The sequence below is a fragment of the Rhodococcus sp. ARC_M12 genome, from assembly GCF_022810385.1.
GTDB classification, from domain to species: Bacteria; Actinomycetota; Actinomycetes; order Mycobacteriales; family Mycobacteriaceae; genus Rhodococcoides; species Rhodococcoides navarretei.
On sequence record NZ_JALGQI010000013.1, the window covers coordinates 165,234 to 187,413 of the forward strand.

The following is a 22,180-nucleotide window of genomic DNA, read 5'->3' on the forward strand; positions in this document are numbered from 1 at the left end:
CCCGGCAATCCGGATATTTCACAGCGAACGGCACCGAACGGGAACGGCGATCGACGAAGTGCGTGCTTCGTCGATCGCCGTTCCGAGATCAGCTGCTGCCGAACCCCGGTCGGGGCGGTATCAGAGCTCGAATTCGGCCGGATCGATTCCGACCGCGAAGCACGCGTTGCGCACTGCTGCCTTTTCGTGATCGTCGAAATGACCGTCTGCGCCGCCGATGATGATGCCGATCTGGATGACCGCCCGCGCCTGATCGGGCTTCGCCTTCAACTTGCCGATCGTCGCTGTCGCCTCGACCTTTCCGAAGTCGAAATCTCCCTGCAGCTTGTCGCAGTACCAGTCGAATTTCTGCCGAAGTTCGTCGGGCTCGAACACCCGCAGAGCCTCGTTGCCGGCGATCAGAGATGCTGTCTTCTGACGCTCGGCAGGATCGATGGTGCCGTCCGCCGCCGCGATCAGCGCACACATCGCCATGCTGCCGTTGGCGAACTCCTTGTTCTTGAACTGGCTGGTCTTGGTCTGCAGCTGCCCGTTCAGTTCCTGTGCCTTGGACTTGAGTTGATCCCAGAACGCCATGGAGCTCCTCACTTGTCGAAGCCCGCGCAGTCGCGCGGACCTCGGACCATTGTCCATGGAGTCGGTGAACGGTTGGGCAACCCCAGTTCAGCGCAGTCGTTCCGCGTCGCGCGCTTTGGCCAACAGTTCGACACACAGCCGGTGCAACTCGGTGGCGTCGGCCCCTTCGACGACTGCGGTGCTGACGTCCTCGGCTGCACATCGCACCTCGAACGCACGGTCGGCTGCCGCGGACGCCTCCTCGGCGGTCAGTACGACGGCGTCGTCCGGAATCGAGGTCCCTTTGGTCGAACTGCGCTGTTCGTACGCGCGTTGGCGGCAGGATTGACGGCAGTATCGCCGTTTACGGCCGGTGCCGGTGTCGGCAACCGGGCGCCCGCACCAGGCGCACGTCTGCTCACGGCGGGTTCTGACGGACATGGTCGTTCAGCCTACTGCGACCCCGAGGTAAGATTCGTCGACAAGCTGCGCCGATGAGACCGCACAGGAGCTCATCGGCTCGGGAACGAACCGACGCGCGGCGACGTTGAAGATCAGTGGGTAGACGGTGTAGTTCGATGTCGACGGATGACCTCGATGCACCTACCTACTATCGATGGAGAGGACTTCACCATGGCAGATCGTGTACTTCGAGGTAGTCGACTGGGAGCGGTCAGCTACGAGACCGATCGTGATCACGACCTGGCACCCCGGCGCGTTGCACGGTATCGGTGCGACAACGGCGAGGAGTTCGACGTACCGTTCGCCGACGATGCCGAAATTCCCGGAACCTGGGCGTGCCGCAACGGTCTCGAAGGCTCGCTGATCGAGGGCACCGCCCCCGAGGCCAAGAAAGTCAAGCCTCCGCGCACTCACTGGGACATGCTGCTCGAGCGTCGATCGGTCGACGAGCTGGAGGAACTGCTCAAGGAGCGCTTGGACCTGCTGAAGGTGAAGCGCCGCGGCGCATGATCGCCGTCGACTGCACCGCCTGATCGAAAACAATCCGGCGGTGCAGTTTTTTTATTCTTTTCGGGCTTTCTGGATGTTTTCGATCGCTTTGTTGCATTGATTGTCGCTCGGTCACGAGTTCCAATACGATCGAGTGGCGGTGTCGCAGGCCCGGTGTCATCATCGTGTATCGATTTGTCACAAGTGTGGCGGTTCGCACATGGGTCGCCGTAACAGTTGTCGGAAAATACCGATAAACCCCAGCAACTGAAGACGAAAACATCAGGGGGCATTAACTCGTGAGCCAGGATTCTGATCAGCGCTCCTCCGACGCTCTGCGTACAGCTGCCTCCGAAGCAGAATCGGAAGGTCATCGCGCAGTCGGCGAGCAGAAGCTTGCGGAGTTGCGCCGCGAGTTGGACGGAATCGACGAAGTGCTCCGCGCTGCAATTCGAGATCGCATCGATGTGTGTGTACGCGTTGCACACGTAAAACGCGACCATTCCATTCCGATGATGCAACCCGGCCGCGTCGGACTCGTGACCGAGCGTGCCCGCGAATTCGCGTCGGCCAACGGTCTCTCCCCCGACTTTCTCGAGGAGTTGTACCGATCGATGATCGCCGAGGCGTGCCGAGTCGAGGATTTGATCATCGATTCTCCCAAGTCCGGGCTCGGCCTCGACAGTGAACGGTAGAGGCACGCGATGACGCTCAACACGCTCCTGGTGGACAATTACGATTCCTTCACCTACAACCTGTACAGCCTCCTCGCGGAGGTGAACGGTCGTCCGCCCACGGTGGTCAAGAACGACGTCGAGTGGAGTTCTCTGGACTTCGACGCCTATGACAACATCGTCGTTTCTCCCGGTCCCGGTCGCCCGGATCTGGAGCAGGACTTCGGCATCAGCGCACGTGTGATCCTCGAATCCGATCTGCCGATACTCGGCGTGTGTCTCGGGCATCAGGGCCTGTGTCATCTGTTCGGAGGCAGCGTCGACCTCGCGCCTGCCCCGATGCACGGCAGGATCACCGACATCACTCATACCGGGGTCGATCTGTTCGCCGGAATTCCATCGCCGTACTCGGTGGTGCGGTATCACTCACTGGTGGTGACACGAACCCCTGCCGAGTTCGAGGAAGTTGCGTGGACACCCGACGGCCTGGTCATGGCGGTTCGGCATCGCAGCAAGCCGATGTGGGGCGTTCAGTTTCATCCCGAGTCGATCAGTACCGAATACGGACGCGAGTTGCTCGCCAACTTCCGCGACCTGACGCTCGCGCAGTCGAGCGCGCCGAGTGCTGTGGGTACCCAGGACTCGAAGTTCACCATCGAAACACGCTCGCTCGACGAGGCTTTCGATTCCGAGGAGGTATTCGGTGCGCTCTTCGCGAACGGCTCGAAGAGCTTCTGGCTGGACGGAAGCGCTGCACTGGAGCCCGAATGCAGGTTCACCGTCATGGGTGACTGTTCGGGTCCGCACGCGGAGTACGTGACCTACTCGGTTGCCGAGACCACGGTGACCGTGCAGGGTGCCGATGGAAGAACCGAGCACATCCACTCCACCTTCTTCGATTACATCGATGCTCAGCTGCGCGAGCGGGCTACTCCCCCTCGCCACGACCTGCCGTTTGCCTTCGGACTCGGATACGTCGGGTACCTGGGATACGAACTCAAGGCCGATACCGGTGGGCAGCTGGTACACACAGCTGCGACACCCGACGCTTCGATGGTCTTCGCCGACCGCGCGCTGGTGTTCGACCATGAGGCGGGCACCCTCTATCTGATGGGGTTGGCCACCACCCCCGGGGACCCGGTGTTGGCTCGGTGGTTCGATTCGGTCACCGCCACCCTGCGCGGGCTGTCCGGACGAACTCCCGCGAGCGACCGTTCGGGTGCGCCGTCGTCCGGGACTCCGCTGCTCGGGGCCGATCGATCGCTCGAACCCCGCCTCCGCCACGATCGCGACCACTACCTGGATCTGATTGCCCAGTGTCTGGCGGAGATTCGGTCCGGTGAGACCTACGAGGTCTGCTTGACCAACACAGCGACGGTTGCCGGTTCCATCGACGCAGCAGCCACGTACTCGTACATGCGCGAGATCAACCCCACTCCCTACAGCGCCCTGCTGCAGTTTCCCGAGGTGTCGGTGTTGAGCGCGTCCCCGGAGCGCTTCCTGCGCATCGACGCCGACCGTATCGTGGAGTCCAAGCCGATCAAGGGAACACGTCCCCGTGGAGGCACCGCGGAGGAAGACAACGCTCTCAAGGCCGATCTCGTCGCGAACGAGAAGGACAAGGCCGAGAACCTGATGATCGTCGACCTCGTACGCAACGACCTGGCACAGGTCTGCGTGCCGGGGTCGGTACACGTTCCCAAGCTGTTCGACGTCGAGACCTACGCTCCCGTACACCAATTGGTCTCGACGGTTCGTGGTCGCCTGCGTGAGGACGCGTCCGCAGCGGATTGTATTCGCGCCGCGTTTCCTGGCGGATCGATGACCGGTGCGCCGAAGATCCGCACCATGGCGATCATCGACAAGCTCGAAGACGGTCCGCGCGGTGTGTACTCGGGTGCCATCGGCTACTTCTCGATCACCGGTACCGCTGATTTCTCCATCGTGATCCGCACGATCGTGGCCACCGAACACGAAGTGACGTACGGGGTCGGTGGCGCGATCGTCGCGCTGTCGGATCCCGACGAAGAGTTCGAGGAGACAATGGTCAAGGCTGTGTCGATGCGCCGTGCACTGACCGGTAGAACGACGAAGAGCGAGTAAGGCGCACGCGCCTCACCCGCTCTTCGTCGTGCATCGGCTCGACGCCGACGTGCCTTACGGAGTAGCGAAGTACTCGAAGACGGCAGGCTGCGCCTGCGGATTTCCGTTGGACGTTCCGATGACTGCGCCTGCGACCGTACCGATCACGGTTCCGATGATGCACCCCGAGATGAAGTTCGGGAAGATCGAGACACAGCCGATGGCGAAACCGAGGCCCGCGCCGATCGCTGTGCCGACGCCGCCGCCGTTGTTCCAGCCGATAGCGAGCTGATTGACCATGTTGTCGAATGCCTGCTGCTTGGTCTGCGGGCCCGCGACCTCGGCGACGGGAACCGTCTGCGGCGTCAACGTCAACTCTCGACCCTCGGCCCCGATCAACGGTGCGATCGAGTAGACGGTGCCGTTGACGGTGTACTCCAGCGGAACAGAGGCGATCGTTGCACCGGCCTGGTCGATGATCGACACGGTCTCGCTCGTGGCGTCGACCCGGAACAGTCCGGCGTCGAGGATGGTGGTGACCGTTCCGTCCGGGTTGACCGAGGTCTCGTAGTTCACCGGATCCGACGACGGGTCTGCTACGGCGTGGCCCGCTCCGGTGGCTACCGCAGCGGTCAACGCCACCGCGACCGTTGCTGTTCTGATCAGTTTCACTGTGTCCCCTGGTAGTAGTGATTCGCGTTCGACAGCATTCGCATCGAATGCCGATGTTATTCGTACTCGTGCTCTTCGAGGTGAAGAACACACCAAACGTTATTCGGGTGTATTGCCGAGATGTGAATCGACTACCGGACCGATCACCGTGGCAGCATCGCCATTGGTCATCTCGTTGTGGAAAACGTCGACATCGTGGATGACGATATCTCCTGTCACATACGGACGCCATTCTTGCGGGGATCGAACAATTCCATCGCTTGCGCCCTTAGTTGCGGAAAAGAACAAGACATCTCCGTCGAACACGTCGGGGATGAACTCGGCCATTATCCGAGTCGAGTTCTCGAATCCCGCACTGATACGCCGGAGGTGGTCGGCGGAAACTCCGGTCGTCTGGCCCAGCGACTCGTCGAGTAGCTCCACACCTCGCTCGTAGGTCAACGGCTCGGTCGACGGCAGACCCGTCAGGTCGAGCCCCAACCCGGCAAGCAAGTTCTCGACGCTCAATCCCCCATCGGCGGTGTCGTCACCGTGGCCTTCGACGTAGCTGTCCAGCAGCGCGAGTGTGCCGACGTCGCTGCCGGTGCTGCGCAGTTCCACTGCTATCGCATGAGCGAGCGAGCCGCCGAGCGACCATCCGAGTAGGTGATAGGGACCCACCGGCTGGACCGCGCGAATCTCGTCGGCGTACCGGTGTGCCAGGTCGCGAATCGAGCCGAAGCTCGACCCTTCCACGATGGACGGCAGTTGCAGCCCGTACACGGGACGGTCATCGCTCAGGTGCGAGACGAGCCCGGCGTATCCCCAGGACAAACCGATTCCGGGGTGAACGCAGAACAACGGAGCCTTTGCCCCCGTCCCGCGCAACGGAATCACCACGCCGAACACCGAATCGAGATCGGCACCGCCGGCGTCCGCATCCGCGGCGACCCGTGCGGCCAACCCGGCAGGCGTCGGATCGACGAACAACGCTTGCAGCGGGACCCGGACTCCTATGGCGTTCTCGATGGCGGGCACGATCTTCGTGGCCACCAGCGACGTTCCGCCCAGCTCGAAGAAGTTGTCGTCCATGCCGACCCGATCGACCCCGAGAACCTGAGCGAACGCGTCGGCGATCGCAGACTCCACGTCGCTGGTCGGTGCCCGATACGGAGTTGTCGACGTCGTCAGCTCGGGAACCGGCAGTGCCCGGCGATCGAGCTTGCCTACCGGAGTCAATGGAATGTCGTCGAGCTCGATGATCGCCGACGGAACCATGTGGCGTGGAAGCATTTTGGCGACGCGATCGCGCAGCCCTTCGGTGTCGAGCGATCCGCCGTCCGCTGCGAGAACGTAGGACACCAGCACCGTGTCACCGGATGCGGCCGTATGTCCGATCGTGGCGGCGAATCCGACCTGCTCGTGCTCGGTGAGCGCGGAGTCGATCTCACCGAGTTCGATACGGAAGCCGCGCACCTTGACCTGGAAATCGCTGCGTCCGACGAACTCGACGACCCCTGCGCTCCCCCAGCGTACGACGTCGCCGGTTCGGTACATCCGGTCTCCCGGGGTACCGAACGGGTCGGCGACGAATCGCTCGGACGTGAGTCCGAACCTGCGCAGGTAGCCGCGTGCAGTGCCGGGTCCGGCGATGTACAACTCGCCCGAGACTCCCGCCGGTACCGGCCGCAGACGTGCGTCGAGCACCATGAACCGGAAACCGGTTCCCGGCCTGCCCACGTCCACCGTGCCACCGGGGATCAACGGTCCGCCGACACTTGCCTGAATGGTGGTCTCGGTAGGACCGTAGCCGTTGAACATCTTGCGGCCCGGCGCCCATTTCGCCACCAGTTCCGGAGTGCATGCCTCACCGCCGACAGCAAGGACGCGAACGGTACCGAGTCGTGACTCGTCGATCGACGACAATGCCGCGGGTGTCAGGAACGCATGCGTGACGTGTTCTGCTTCGAGCAGGTCGGCCAACTCGCCGCCGCCGAAGACCCCCGGCGGAACGATCACCACGGTAGCTCCCACTCCGAATGCCATCGTCAGCTCGTAGATCGACGCGTCGAAGCTCGGCGACGCGATGTGCGAGACACGTGAATCCCGGGTGGGACGGAATCGCTCGAGCACCTCGGCCTGGAGGTTGGCCAAGCCACGGTGTCGTACTGCGACGCCCTTCGGCCGCCCCGTCGAACCCGAGGTGTAGATCAGGTACGCGGGGTGGTCGACATGCAGCGTCGCCGTCCGATTCGCGTCGGTCACCGCATCGGCCGGGTAGCGAGACAACTCGGCCGATATCTCCGGATCGTCCAGAACCAGCCACGGGATGGTGTCGGGCAGCGATCGGCTGCTGTCGATATCGGTGAGACCCATTGCCGCACGGGAGTCCTCGAGCATGTGCTCGATTCGGTCTGTCGGGTAGTTCGGATCGACAGGCAGGAATGCTGCGCCGGTCTTGGCCACTGCCCACACCGACAGCACCGACTCGATCGATCGAGGCAGCGCCAACGCGACGAAGGTCTCGGGTCCGACGCCGTAGTCGATCAGCTTCCGAGCGATCCGGTTGGACCAGCTGTCGAGGTCGGCATAGGACAGGCTGACGCCTCGGTAGGTGATGGCAACCGCATACGGGTCGAGAGCGACCGACGCCGCGAGCATTTCCGGCCACGTCCGGACTGCCGCATCGGCGTTTCCTCGCGCCGGTGCCAACGCGTGCTGCTCGTCGGTGCCCAGAATCTCGATGTCCCCGACCACCGTGCGAGGATCGCGCCCGACGGCAGCGAGAACGCGGATCAGTCGAGCCGCAATGGCCTCGACGCTGGCTGCATCGAACAGTGACGTGGCGTAGTCGAACGCGGCCTCGAAGCCGGACGGACGTCCTTCGTCGTCGAAGTTCTCGGACAGCAGCAACTGAAGATCCTGCTTGGCCACGGGTACGTCGAAGTCGAAGCCCTCCACCCTCAGATTCGGAAGCTCGAGCGAGGCCTTCTCGTTGTTCTGGAACGACAGCGCGACCTGAGACAGCGGAGCGTACGCCGTCGAGCGCGTGGGATTGAGAACCTCGACGATTCTCTCGAAGGGCATTTCGGTGTGATCGAATGCGTCGAGATCGTGTGCCTTGACCTGGCCCAGCAGCTGATCGAACGCCAAGGATTCGTCTACTCGGCTCCGGAGCACGAGCGTGTTGACGAACATGCCCACAAGATCGTCGAGCGCCGCGTCACCGCGCCCGGCGACCGGGGTGGTGATCGCGATGTCGTCCGTGCCGCTCAAACGAGCCAGTACCACGGCGAACGCCGCGTGCAGAACCATGAACATACTGGCGTTCTGTTCGCGGGTGATGTCGACGAGGGCCCGATGGATGTCGGCATCGACGGTGAAGTGAACTCGGCCACCGCGGAAATCCTGCGTGGTCGGCCTCGGCCGGTCCGTCGGCAACGGCAGCAGGTCGGGAAGCCCCGCGAGCGCAGTGGACCAGTGCTCGAGCTGAGCCGCGGCCACGCTCGAGGCGTCCTGCTCGTCTCCGAGCAGCGACCGCTGCCAGATCGTGTAGTCGGCGTACTGGACGGGAAGCGGCTCCCAATTCGGGGCCTGTCCTGCACTGCGCGCCGAGTACGCGACAACGACGTCGCGAGCCAACGGTGCCATCGACGCGCCGTCGGCGGCGATGTGATGTACGACCATCGCGAGCACGAAGACGGGATCCTTCGATGCCTCGTCGGTGGGGTCGAGTACCTCGAACAGCTCGACATGCACCGGGATCTCGGTGGTCACGTCGAATCCTCGACCGGCCAACAGAGCCACGCGATCGGTCAGCACAGCGGCATCGATCCGTTCGGACACCACCGCGGGTGCCACCTCGGCAGCCGGATGCACGAGCTGCACCGGGAACTGTGGTCCGTCGGGGAAGGTCGTTCGAAGAGACTCGTGGCGCTGCAGCACATCGACCACCGCAGCAGCCAGCGCAGCAGTGTCCAACTGTCCGGTCAGCTTGACGACCAACGGCACGTTGTATGCCGCCGACGACTTGTCGAACTGGTTGATGAACCACATCCGCTGCTGAGCAAGCGACAGAGGTATGTAATCCGGACGCGACACCGCCACGAGAGCCGGCCGCCGGGTTCGAGTGTCCGCGGCGCCGACAGCGGTCGCCAGACCCGACACCGTCGGGGTCTCGAAGATCGTCCGAACACCGATCGAGGTGCCGAATTCCGCGTTGACGCGGGCGATGACTCGCGTTGCGCTGAGCGAGTCGCCGCCGAGCTCGAAGAAGCCGTCGTCTGCACCGACTCGACTCACTTCGAGGATCTCGGCGAAGATCGCCGCGACAGTGAGCTCGCCGGGCGTTCCCGGCTCGCGGTACGAGGTGGCAGTGCCGAACTCCGGCACGGGAAGTGCGGCGCGATCGAGCTTGCCCACCGGAGTGAGCGGTATCGACTCCAGGACGACGATGGCGCTGGGCACCATGTGCGACGGCAGCGCAGCAGCGAGATGATCGCGCAGGACTGCCGTGTCGAAGGTATCGACCGTCTCGGCCGGGTTGTCCCCCGTCAGGCGCACGTACGCAACGAGAACTGTGGCACCGGTCGGCCCGGGAGTTCCGAACGTCGCCGCGAAGTCGACCGACGGATGGGTCGAGAGCGCGGCGTCGATCTCACCGAGTTCGATGCGGAAACCGCGGACCTTGACCTGAGAGTCGCTGCGACCGACGTACTCGACGGTCAGATCCGGCGACCAGCGCACCACATCTCCGGTGCGGTACATGCGGGCACCGGGAGCACCGAACGGATCGGCGACGAATCGCTCTGCCGTCAGACCCATTCGATCGTGGTAACCGCGAGCCAGGCCGACGCCTGCGAGATACAGCTCTCCCGCCACGCCGACGGGGACCGGCTGCAGCCGTGAGTCGAGAACGACCTCGTACACGCCCCGCACGGGCCCGCCGATCGACACCGGCTCACCCGCCACCATCGGTGCGCTGATGTTGGACATGATCGTGGCCTCGGTCGGTCCGTACCCGTTGAACAGGTTGCGGCCCGGAGCCCACTTGCTGACCAACTCGGCGGGCACGGCCTCACCGCCGACGACGACATCGGCGAACGAGTCGAGCCCGGTCGGATCCACCGACGCCAACGCGGATGGGGTGATGAAGCCGTGGGTGACCGATTCACGGGCCAGCAACGACGCCAGCTCTTCGCCGCCGTACACCGTCGGCGGCACGATCACCATCGTGGCTCCGACACCGAACGCGAGGAGGTACTCGAGAACGGACGCGTCGAAACTCGGCGACGAAACGTGCAGTGTGCGTGAGGCTTTCGTGACCCGATAGCGCTCGCGCTGCTCGGTCGCGAAGTTGTCGAGGCCGGAGTGGGTGACCACGACCCCCTTCGGAACACCCGTCGAACCCGAGGTGTAGATCGTGTACGCGGCGCTCGCGAGGGTGACGCGGCCGTGGCGTTCGTCGTCGGCGATGGGCTCGTCGCTCACCGCGTTCGGACCGTCGGTGGCGAGGTCGTCGAGAACGATCCACGGCACGGTCGACGGCAGATCGTCGAGGTGAGTGCGAGTGGTGACACCGAACGTTGCGCCGGAGTCTGCGAGCATGTGCTCGATGCGATCGGCCGGGTAGTTCGGATCGACCGGTACGAATGCCGCACCGGACTTGGCGACTGCCCACACCGTCAGCACCGACTCGATGGACCGCGCGATTCCGAGCGCGACGAACGTCTCGGTGCGCACGCCATGGCCGAGCAGGATGCGCGCGAGCCGGTTCGACCTACGGTCGAGCTCTCGGTACGTCATGTCTCCGTCGACGCTGCGCAGCGCGACGGCGTCCGGATCGACGGCTGCGGCGTCGGAGAAGATCTCCGGCAACAACCGGGTCGAGCGACCTTCGAGTCCGAATACCGGAGCCAACGAAGCGAATTCGGTGTCGGCCAGCAGTCTGAGCCGAGCCAGTGGCTGCTGCTCGTCCGTGAGCACCGCATCGAGTACACGCTCGACTCGATCGACGATGGCGTGTACATCCTCGATCTCGAACAGTTCGGGCAGGTACTTCGCCTTGAGGTTCAGGCGCTCGTCGACCGACGACACCAGTGTGAGCGGATAGTGCGCGGCGTCGGTGCCGAGGATATCCGTCACCTGCATACCTGCGAAATCCGTTGCAGCAGAAGCTCCGGCGCGATCGACCGGGTACGACTCGAACACCGTCAACGTGTCGAACGCGACCCCGGCACCGGCAGCGCGCTGAATGTCGGTCAGGCCCAGGTAGTGGTGGTCCAACAGCGACGCCTGCTCGGCCTGAACTCGGTCGACCAACGCGCCGAGTGTTTCGGCCCGATCGAGCGTGACCCGAACGGGCAGCGTGTTGATGAAGAGCCCGATCATGCCCTCGATGCCGGGCACCTCCGGCGGCCGACCCGACACGGTTGCACCGAACACGACGTCGTCGCGACCGGTCAGAGTCGCGAGCACGATGCCCCACGCAGTCTGAACGAGTGTGTTCAGAGTGGACCCGCGGCGCGCTGCGAAGTCGCGCAGCGCGGCGGTGGTCTCGATCGACAACGACCGCTCGGTCTCACTGGAGACAGTCGACAACTGTCGACCCCGATCACCGGCGACCAGCAGTGTCGGCTCCTCGACGCCGGCCATCGCGCTGACCCACTGAGCAGTGGAGATCGCGACGTCGCGTTGCCGCATCCACGCGAGGTAGTCCCGGTACGCGGGCACCCGCGGCAGCATCGAGTCGTCCGACTCGGTGACGTACAGCGTGATCAGTTCCTTGACGACCAGAGGCGTCGACCATCCGTCGAGCAGGATGTGGTGATTGGTCAGCAGCAGCCGCCAGTGATCGTCGGCGAGGGTGATCAGCGTGAATCGAAGGAGCGGCGCAGAATCCATCTCGAACCGCACACCGCGATCGGCCGCCAGGACTGTCTCCAGTGCGGCCTCGACGTCGGCTTCACCGCGCAGATCGACCTCGGACCAGGGAACCGTGACGGAATTCTGCACGACCTGCAGCGATTCGCCGGTGCTGTTGTGTACGAAGGCTGCTCGCAAGTTCGGATGACGAGAGACGAGCTTGTTCACAGCGGAGTGCATCCGCTCGGCATCGACGACGCCACGCAGCTCGAGACCGAGCTGCACCATGTAGGCGTCGACGCCTGAGCTGTCGCTACCGACCTCACCTGCGAGGCGAGCATGGAAGAGCAACCCGGCCTGCAGCGGCGACATCGACCACACGTCGTCGAGGTCGGGGAACTGCTTCTCGAGCACCTCGATGGAGCGCTGATCGATGTCCACCAGCTCGAGGTCGGACGGCGTGAAGCCGCCCGCGCCGTCCACCGAGGCGTGCTCGGTGATCGCGGTGAGTGCCTGCGTCCACAGTTCGATCAACCGACCGACCGCGTCGGCATCGAGGACCCCGGCCGGGAACGCGAAGGTTGCGTCGAGTTGCGGGCCGTCGGGTGTCGAGGTGGTGACGGCATTGATGTCCAGTGCAGCCGGTACGGGCATGTCCGGATTCTGCGCGTCGCCGAGTTCGGCGTCGGCCACCGGAATCCAGCCCACATCGGCCATGCCTTCGGTCGATCCGGTCGAGAACCGCCCGAGGTAGTTGAAGCTGACCTGCGGAGCGGCGAACTCGGACAGTGCCTCGGTCCCAGCGGGATCGAGGTACCGCAGCATGCCGTAGCCGATTCCGTGGTCGGGAATCTCCAGCAGCTGCTCCTTGACGGCCTTGATCAGTGCACCGGCGGAGTCTCCACCCGCCAACGCGTCGGCGAGGTCGACCGAACCGAGATCGAGACGCACCGGGAAGATTGTGGTGAACCAGCCGACAGTTCTACCGAGATCGGCTCCCGGGACCACGGCGTCTTCGCGGCCATGGCCCTCGAGCGTGATCAGCGCGCTGCGTACAGCGGCACCGCGTTCGCGACGCCAGGCCGTGAGAGCCAGGGCCAACCCGGCCAGGAGGCCGTCGTTGACGCTGCCCCGGAATACCTCGGGCACCGTGGTCAGCAGACGCTCGGTGACCTCGACCGGAAGTGAAGTGCGGATACGTTGCACGGTGGCGTCGACGTCGACGCGCTTGTCCAGTGGTCGCGAACCGATCGTCGGATCGTCACCACTGAGGATCCGCTGCCACAACCCGAGCTCGTCGCCGCGGCTCGCGGTGACCTCGGTCAGTCCGGTGGACCACCGCCGCATCGACGTTCCGACAGGCGCCAGCACAGTCTCGCTGCCCGCGACGATCTGGCTCCATGCCGTCGCCAGATCCGGAACGAGGATGCGCCACGACACGCCGTCGATGACGAGGTGATGCGCGACGACGAGGAGTCGCCCGGACCCGTTCGGGCCCTGGAACCACACCATCTGCACCATGACACCGTCGGCAGGGAGCAGTCGATCCGCGGCGGCGTCGAGTTCTGTTGCGGCACGGGAGGAGAACTCGGCACCATCGACCGAATCGACCGAGACCGCGTGGATGACCGACGCGGCGGACACCGTGCCGATCGGAGACACTTCCTCGTGCCAGATGCCGTCCGCATCCTCGAACAACCTGGAGCGAAGCATGTCGTGACGATCGAGCACAGCCTGGACGGTGCGTTCGAGAGTGTCGCTCTCGATGTCGAGCGGCAGCTGAAGCAGTGCCGTCTGCGTGTAGCGACCGAAGTCGGTACTGCGATCCAACATCCAACGCACGACCGGTGTCAGCGGTAGCGATCCGACTCCCCCACCGGCGAGTTCCTCCAGCACGACGACGTCGCCGCCCAGAACGACCACCTCGGCCAACGCCGCGACGGTCTTGCGCTCGAAGATGTCGCGCGGAGCCAGGACGAGACCGGCTGCCTTGGCGCGTGAGACCAGCTGGATGGACATGATGCTGTCGCCACCGAGCGCGAAGAACGAGTCGTCGACGCCGACGGTGTCGAGGCCGAGGACGTCGGCGAACAGTCCGGCGAGGATCGATTCGACTTCGGTTGCCGGCAAACGACTTTCGGTCACGTTGGCGGAGAAGTCCGGAGCCGGCAGTGCTCGGCGATCGAGCTTTCCGTTGGCCGTGAGCGGCAACTCGTCCAACACGATCAGCGCAGCCGGAACCATGTAGGACGTCAGCGAGTGTCCGACGAAATCGAGAACGGCGGCGTGGTCGAGTGTTCGACCTGCTTCGGCGACGACGTATCCGATCAGTCGATCACCGGACCCGTCGTCCCTGACCGAGACCACGGAGGCCGCGACACCGTCGTATGCCAGCAGGGCGCTCTCGATCTCGCCGAGTTCGATGCGGAAGCCGTGCAACTGAACCTGCATGTCACTGCGGCCCAGGTACTCCAGAGCCCCGTCGCGATTCCAGCGGGCCGTGTCGCCGGTGCGGTACATCCGTGCGCCCGCCCCTCCGGACGGATCGGCGACGAAACGGGTGGCAGACAGGCCCGCACGACCGAGGTAGCCGCGAGAGAGCTGTGCCCCCGAGACGTACATTTCGCCGGTCACACCAGGCGGTACCGGGTTGAGACGCGTATCGAGAACAGCGACGTGCAGCGCGGGAATGGCCTGGCCGATGACGCTGGCCGACGCCGAAGCGGCGAACTGTTCGGTGAGGGCGAGATGACTCACGTGGACGGTCGTCTCGGTGATGCCGTACATGTTGACCAGCGTCGGGGCGGACTCGTCGTGTCGGGCGTACCAGCGACCCAACTGACCGAGATCGAGTGCCTCGCCGCCGAAGATCACGTAGCGCAGCGACAGAGATTCGGAGTCCGCGCCGGCAGCGAGGTCTCCGGTGGCCACTCGGTCCGCTTCCGCGAACTGGTAGAACGCCGTCGGCGTCTGGTTGAGCACCGTGACCTTCTCGCGTACCAGCAACTCGCGGAAGAGCTCCGGGGAGCGTGCCGTGTAGTAGTCGACGACGACGAGCGTTCCACCGTGCAGTAGTGGTCCCCACAGCTCCCATACCGAGAAGTCGAACGCGTACGAGTGGAACATCGTCCAGACGTCGCGATCGTCGAAATCGAAGAGATCTGCTGTGTTCGCGAACAGCGTCGCCACGTTGCGGTGCGCGATCTGCACGCCCTTGGGGCGACCGGTACTGCCCGAGGTGTAGATGACGTAGGCGATCGAGTCGGCGCTGGTGCTACCCGAGCGGTCCGCGTCGGTGAGCGGCGCGCCCGACACACCGCTCAACTCGGCGAGCAGCTCGGGTGAATCGATGAGAAGGACATCGAGGTCGGAGGCGGGAACGGCTGCACTGTCTTCGACCGTGGAGATCACGCAGACGGGTGACGCGTCCTCGAGCATGAACGACAGGCGGTCGGCCGGGTAGGAGACGTCGATCGGCAGGTAGCCGCCACCGGACTTGATCACTGCGAGAAGAGCCACGATCAGCTCTTCGTTGCGCGGCATCGCGACCGCAACGAGCGATTCCGACGTCACTCCGCGCCCGACCAGGACACGTGCCAGCCGGCTGGACCGTTCGTCCAGTTCGGCGTAGCTGAGCGAGCGATCGCCGAAGACGACCGCACGTGAATCGGGGAATCGCGAAGCGGCGGTGGCGAATCGATCGGCCAACGTCGCGTCGGATGCCACCAGCCCAGCGTGGTTCCAGTCACCCGTCATGGCGTCGAGCTCACCCGGAAGCAGCAGATCGATGTCGCCGACGACGCGCTCGGGATCGGCCGTCACCGCGGCGAGTACGGCGCGCAATCGTGCCGAGAACTCCTCGACGGACGCTTCCTCGAAGAGGTCGACCGCGTAGGTGATCGCGGCGGTCATCCCCGACGGGGCGCCGGAGTCGTCGTACTGCTCCGCGACGGTCAGCTGCAGATCGAATTTCGCGACGTGCGCGTCGATGTCGACGGCTTCGACCGTGAGCTCCGGCAGCTCGAGCGTGGCCGAGGTGTTGTTCTGGAATTCGAGCAGCACCTGGAACAGCGGTGAGTGGTCGGTCGACCGAGCGGGGTCGAGTACGTCGACCAGTCGCTCGAACGGGACGTCGGTGTTGTCGAAGGCGGCCAGATCGGCTGTGCGGGTGGAACGGAGCAACTCGGTGAACGAGAGCCCCGGTGCCACCTCCGTACGCAGAACCAGCGTGCCGACGAACATGCCGACCAGGTCGTCGAGTGCCGCGTCGCCTCGTCCGGCGATCGGCGTTCCGACAGCGATGTCCTCGGTGCCGCTGAGGCGTGCCATCAGGATCGACCACGCAGCGTGTACGGCCATGAAGACGGTCGCCTCGTTGGCACGCGCGATCTCGACCAGTTCGGCATGAGTGGTGCGGTCGATCTCGAACCGAACGCTGTTGCCGCGCATCGACTGCCGAGCGGGCCGTGGATGATCGAGCGGCAGCGGCAGCACGTCGGGAAGATCCGCAAGGGCGGTCTTCCAGAATTCCAATTGTTGTGCCGCCAGAGACGACGGATCGGACTCGTCGCCGAGTACGGTGCGTTGCCAGATCGCGAAGTCCGCGTACTGAACAGCGAGCGGTGCCCACATCGGAGCGCCGGCCGCTGCGCGTGAACCGTAGGCGACCATGACGTCTCGCGCCAGTGGTGCCATGGACGCGCCGTCGGCCGCGATGTGATGCACGACGATCGAGAGCACGAACTCGTCCGGTGCCAGCCGATACAGGACCGCACGGAACGGTAGATCGGTCGAGACATCGAATCCCGTTGCGGCAGAGGCCGAGATGGCCGCCACGACCTCGGTGGCGTCCAGATCGACGACCTCGAGTTCGGTTCTCGCGGTCTGCGCGTCGAGGATCTTCTGCTCGGGGCGCTCACCGTGGGTGGGGAACACCGTGCGCAACGACTCGTGACGTTCGAGGACGTCCCCGACGGCTGCACTCATCGCGGCGATGTCGAGGTGGCCCGTCAGACGAACCGCGAGCGGGATGTTGTAGGCAGCCGACGCAACGTCGAACTGGTTGATGAACCACATCCGTTGCTGTGCCAGCGACAACGGAATCGAATCCGGTCGCGGCTTCGCGACGAGAGCGGGACGACGAGAGGCGCCGACCGGGGTGCTCAGTACCCGCACCGCAAGCGACTCGACCGTGGGTGCCTCGAACAGCGCGCGCACACTGATCGTGGTGTCCAGAGCGGAGTTGACTCGTGCGGTGAGTCTGGTGGCGCTGAGCGAGTCTCCACCGAGATCGAAGAAGCTCGCGTCGATACCGATGCTCTCGATTCCGAGTACCTCGCCGAAGATGTCGGCGATGATCTGCTCGGTCTCGTTACGCGGTGCACGCGAGTCGCTTCCGAGATGGAGATCGGGTGCGGGCAGCGCATTGCGGTTCAGCTTGCCTGCGGGCGTCAACGGAATCGAGTCCAGCGCGACGAACGCGGTCGGAATCATATGCGTCGGAAGCGAACTCGACACATGAGTGCGCAACGCTGTCGTATCGATCTGTTCGCCGGACCGCGGAAGAACGTACGCGACCAGAATCGTGTTCCCCGCGGGACCGTCGACACCGACGGTGGTAGCGAATTCGACCGACGGATCGTCGGTCAGCACAGCATCGATCTCGCCCAGTTCGATGCGGAAACCGCGCACCTTGACCTGGAAGTCGCTACGTCCGACGTACTCGAGCGTTCCCGACTCGGTCCACCGCACGACGTCGCCGGTGCGATACATCCGGGCACCCGGCTCGCCGTAGGGATCGGCGACGAAGCGCTCTGCCGTGAGGCCGAATCGGCAATGGTAACCGCGGGCAAGCGCGGGCCCGGCGAGATAGAGCTCACCTGCGACACCCACCGGTACGGGGTGCAGCCGCGTGTCCAGCACGACCTCGCGGAAACCGATTGTCGGCGAACCGATGTCGATGGACGAGTCGCGATGCAATTGATCGCTGATGGATGAGAAGATGGTCGCTTCGGTCGGACCGTACGCATTGAACATCCGGCGACCCGGTGCCCAGCGGGCCACGAGTTCCGGCGGACAGACGTCGCCACCGGTGGCGACGACTCTCAGCTCCGTCAGGCCGTCCGGATCCACCGATGCGAGTGCGGCGGGCGTGACGAACGCGTGCGTGACGTGCTGTTCCGCGAGCACGTCGGCCAGCTCGGCGCCACCGTAGACCGAGGTGGGCGCGATGACCATGGTCGCGGCACCGGAGAAGACCATGAGTAGTTCGAGGATGGAGGCATCGAAACTCGGTGATGCGAACGCGAGAACGCGCGCGTCGGGAGCGACCTGGAAACGAGTGCGCTCTTCCTCCGCCAGATTCGCCAACCCACGATGGGTGACGGTGACGCCCTTGGGCACACCGGTCGAACCCGAGGTGTAGATCAGGTATGCGACGTGGTCGACGTGCACGGGGCCGACGCGGTCGTTGTCGTCAACCGGCGTGGTCGAGCGTTCTTCGAGTTCGGCGAGCGTGTCGTCCTGGTCGAGAACAGTCCACCGGGCAGCGCCGAGACCGTCCACCGCGGGTGTGTGCGCGGACAGGGTGAGACCGAGCGACGCGTTCGAGTCGACGAGCATGTGCTCGACGCGGTCGCGCGGGTAGCTCGGATCGATCGGTAGGAATGCCGCACCGGTCTTGGCGACCGCCCAGATGCCCAGTACGGATTCGATGGAACGTGGCAGGGCCAGCGCAACAACGGTTTCCGGTCCGGCACCGCGAGCGATCAGAGTTCGGGCGAGAGCAGACGATCGCGCGTCGAGCTCGGCATAGTCGACCGTGCGGCCGTCGCTCCACAGTGCGGTGCCGTGCGGATTCGTCGCCGCTGCATCGGTGAAGATGTCCGGAAGGAGTCGAACTGCCTCCGACGACGGTCCCCGAACCGGTGCCAAGCGGACCAGTTCTTCCTCGGACAGCAACGACAGCGACCCGACACGTCGATCGGTGTCGGTGGCGATGGCATCGAGAACCCGGACGATTCTGTCGACCGTCGCAGCAACGACGCTGTGCTCGAACAACTCTGGCAGATATTTGGCCTCGATGTGCAGCCGATCGTCGACCATGGCGACCAGGGTCAGTGGATACTGCGCCGTGTCACTGCCGTCGTGCACATCGTGCACGTGCATGCCGGCGAGGTCCGTGTCGGCCGACAGGCCGGCTCGGTCCATCGGATACGACTCGAACACCGTCAGGGTGTCGAAGGCGACGGCCGGCCCCACAGCGCGCTGAATATCGGTGAGTCCGAGGTAGTGGTGATCGAGCAGAGCTGCCTGTTCGGTCTGTACCCGGTCCAGGTATTCACCGAGCGTCTCGGACGGATCGAGCAGGATTCGGACCGGCAGAGTGTTGATGAACAGACCGACCATGGACTCGATGTCCGAGACCTCCGGCGGGCGTCCGGACACGGTGGCACCGAAGACCACGTCGGAGCGTCCGGTCAGAGTGCCCAGCACCATCGCCCACGAGGCCTGCACCATCGAGTTCATCGTCACGCCACGTTCGCGAGCGACGCCACGCAACCGGTTCGTCTGCTCCACATCGAGCGAGATCAACGAACGGCCGGCCAACGTCGATTCCTGGCGCCTGCTCTCGACCGGGGTCAACAATGTCGGCTCGGAAAGCCCTGCGAGGGCATCGGTCCACGCGGTGAGCGCGGTCGAGCGATCACGCTTGGACAACCACGACAGGTAGTCGCGATATGCCGGTACGCGCGGAAGCACGGTGTCGTCGCCGTCGACCACGTAGAGCGTCAACAGGTCCTTGAGCAGCAGCGGCGTGGACCAGCCGTCGAGCAGAATGTGGTGGTTGGTCATCACCAGACGCCACTCGCCCGGCGCCACCGTGATGAGCATGAAGCGCAGGAGAGGGGCCTGCGCCATGTTGAATCGGGTGGCTCGGTCGTCGTGCTCGATGCGATCGAGCTCGACAGCTCTGTCGTCGCCGTTCAGTTCGGTCAGGTCGAGCGCGGTCCACGGCACGTCCACGTCGTGGTGAACGATCTGGATCGACTCGCCGTCGCTGTTGTGCACGAAGGCGGTGCGTAGGTTCGCGTGTCTTCTCAGCAACGCCTGCGCGGCACGTCGGAAGCGTGCTTCGTCGACGCTTCCGCGCAACTCCAGCACCAACTGGACGATGTAGGCGTCGACGGACTGATCCGACAACTCTGCGTGGAACAGCAGCCCGGCCTGCAAGGGCGTCATGGACCAGATGTCGTCGAGTGTGGGATAGACCCGCTCGAGGTCGTCGATGGAACTCTGATCGAGGCGCACCAGGTCCAGATCGGACGGCGTGAAGCCACCTGCTTCGGGCCGTTGAGCATGCCGTGTCAGAGCGGTGAGTGCCTGCCGCCACAGCTCGGTCAGTTCCGTGACGTCGTCTGCGTCGAGCACCCCGGTGGGGAACGCGAACGTGGCCTCGAGCCGAGGGCCGGTCGGGGTGGCAGTGGTGACGGCGTTGATGTCGAGCACTGCCGCGACCGGAAGATCGTCGTCCTGCGAGTCGCCGACACCGGAGTCCTCGACGGGTAGCCAACCGTGTCCGCGCAGCTCATCCGGAATGTCCGTGCTGTAACGACCGAGGTAGTTGAAGCTGACCTGGGGTGCCGGGAAATCACGAAGGGCGGCGGCACCGTCCTCGTCCAGGTAGCGCAGCATGCCGTAGCCGATGCCATGATCGTCGACGGCCAGTAGCTGTTCCTTGACCGACTTGATCAGTGCGGCGGCTGCAGCGCCACCGGCAAGCGCATCGTCGATGTCGATGCCGTCGAGAGTCAGCCGCAGCGGGTAGATCGTGGTGAACCATCCGATGGTGCGGCCGAGATCGGCACCCGGCACGACGTGGTCCTCGCGGCCGTGGCCCTCCAGTGAGATGAGTGCGTCGTCGACGATCACCCCGCGGTTGCGCCGCCATACGGTCATTGCGAGTGCCAGTGCAGCGAGCAGGCCATCGTTGACGCTGCCGCGGAAGGCGTCGGGCAGCGCTTTCAGCAGTCCCTCGGTGACGTCGGTGGACAGCGCCAGTTCGACTTTGTCCACCGTCCGGTACACGTCGATCTCGCGATCGAGTGCACGTGACCCGATCAGAGGATCGGGCTGAGCCAGAACCTGTTGCCACACGGCCAACTCGTCGCCGCGGGTGGCAGTGACCTCACGCAATCCGTGCGCCCAGCGGCGCATGGACGTGCCGACAGGTGCCAGCTCAGGAGTGTTCCCGCCGATGATCTGGGCCCACGCCGAGGCGAGGTCTGGAACGAGGATCCGCCAGGACACGCCGTCGATCACCAGGTGATGAGCGACGACGAGCAGCCGACTCCCCTCGGACCCGGCGTCGAACCACACCATCTGGATCATCACGCCGGAATCGGGAGCAAGACGCCCGACGGCTGCGGCCGCCTCGGTCGTGGCCTGATCCGAGAACTCTTGTCCGTGAACAGTTGTCGACGAGACGCGGCGCACGACGGACTGCGCCGTGACCGATCCGACCGGAAGAACTTCCATCGACGGGGCGTCGCCGCGGTGCAGTACGCCGCGGAGCATGTCGTGGTGGTCGAGGACGGTCTGGACAGTCGCCTCGAGCACATCGAGTTCGATGTCGCCCGGAAGCGTGAGTACGGCGGTCTGGGTGTGCTGATCGAGCACGGCCGTGCGGTCGAGCATCCAGTGCACGATCGGGGTGGCCGGAACGTCTCCGACCCCGCCACCGGGAAGCTCCTCCAGCACGACGGGGACGGTGCCGTCACCGGAGGCGACCACCTCGGCGAGCGCCGCTACCGTCTTGTGCTCGAACACGTCTCGTGGCGACAGGGCCAGCCCTGCTGCCTTGGCGCGCGAGACCAGCTGAATGGACATGATGCTGTCTCCGCCGAGCGCGAAGAACGAATCGTCGACGCCGACGCGGTCCAGCCGGAGAACTTCGGCGAACAGTCCGGCCAGAGTCTTCTCGACCGCATTCTCTGCATCACGACCCGAGGTGACCTGAGCGGACCAATCGGGTTCGGGTAGTGCGGTGCGGTCGAGTTTGCCTGCCGGGGTCAGCGGAATCGACTCCAACATCACGAACGCCGACGGCACCATATGCGCAGGCAACACCGAACCGACATGCTCACGCAGAGCACCCGCCTCGACACTGCTACCGGACACCGGCAACACATACGACACCAACACCGTCGACCCAGCAGCAGACTCACGTCCGATGGTCACCACGAAATCGACACCCGCAACCGCAGCCAACACCGAGTCGATCTCACCCAACTCGATCCGGAAACCACGCACCTTCACCTGAAAATCGCTACGCCCCACATACTCCAACGCACCCGAAGCATTCCACCGCACCACATCACCGGTGCGATACATCCGCGAACCCA

Annotated in this window: 7 protein-coding genes; 3 read left to right on the top strand and 4 right to left on the bottom strand. The window is 64.6% G+C overall.

Annotated features, from left to right (window positions below):
• Positions 1-120 precede the first annotated feature (120 nt).
• Together MTX35_RS17590 and MTX35_RS17595 are read right to left on the bottom strand one after the other, a co-directional pair.
• A complete protein-coding gene (locus tag MTX35_RS17590; protein ID WP_243596206.1) occupies positions 121-576 on the bottom strand; it encodes a tellurite resistance TerB family protein in 456 nt (151 codons plus the stop codon).
• Between the two features lie 87 nt (positions 577-663).
• Positions 664-996: a hypothetical protein gene (locus MTX35_RS17595; protein ID WP_243596207.1), complete on the bottom strand. Its 333-nt coding sequence runs from the start codon at positions 994-996 to the stop codon at positions 664-666.
• 192 nt (positions 997-1,188) lie between these two features.
• Here MTX35_RS17595 and MTX35_RS17600 point away from each other — a divergent pair, with 192 nt between their 5' ends.
• The 3 genes from MTX35_RS17600 (at position 1,189) to pabB (ending at position 4,283) form a co-directional block, all read left to right on the top strand.
• On the top strand, positions 1,189-1,527 hold the full coding sequence (locus tag MTX35_RS17600) for an RNA polymerase-binding protein RbpA (RefSeq protein WP_027497120.1): 339 nt from the start codon (positions 1,189-1,191) through the stop codon (positions 1,525-1,527).
• A 278-nt stretch (positions 1,528-1,805) separates the two neighbouring features.
• Positions 1,806-2,201, top strand: coding sequence for a chorismate mutase family protein (locus tag MTX35_RS17605; protein WP_243596208.1), 396 nt, complete (start codon positions 1,806-1,808; stop codon positions 2,199-2,201).
• Between the two features lie 9 nt (positions 2,202-2,210).
• A complete protein-coding gene (gene pabB, locus MTX35_RS17610; protein ID WP_243596209.1) occupies positions 2,211-4,283 on the top strand; it encodes an aminodeoxychorismate synthase component I in 2,073 nt (690 codons plus the stop codon).
• Positions 4,284-4,337: 54 nt separating this feature from the next.
• Here the strand turns inward: pabB and MTX35_RS17615 are convergent, their stop codons facing one another.
• Both MTX35_RS17615 and MTX35_RS17620 read right to left on the bottom strand, forming a co-directional pair.
• A complete protein-coding gene (locus tag MTX35_RS17615; protein WP_243596210.1) occupies positions 4,338-4,934 on the bottom strand; it encodes a hypothetical protein in 597 nt (198 codons plus the stop codon).
• A gap of 99 nt (positions 4,935-5,033) precedes the next feature.
• Positions 5,034-22,180, bottom strand: a 17,147-nt coding sequence (locus MTX35_RS17620) for an amino acid adenylation domain-containing protein (RefSeq protein WP_374230320.1), incomplete at its 5' end; no start/stop codon positions are given.

Bases quoted from the DNA above. Each gene is read 5' to 3' on its own strand.
- MTX35_RS17600 (WP_027497120.1), top strand. From the start codon at position 1,189: ATGGCAGATCGTGTACTTCGAGGTAGTCGACTGGGAGCGGTCAGCTAC.
- pabB (WP_243596209.1), top strand. From the start codon at position 2,211: ATGACGCTCAACACGCTCCTGGTGGACAATTACGATTCCTTCACCTAC.
- MTX35_RS17595 (WP_243596207.1), bottom strand. From the start codon at position 996: ATGTCCGTCAGAACCCGCCGTGAGCAGACGTGCGCCTGGTGCGGGCGC.
- MTX35_RS17590 (WP_243596206.1), bottom strand. From the start codon at position 576: ATGGCGTTCTGGGATCAACTCAAGTCCAAGGCACAGGAACTGAACGGG.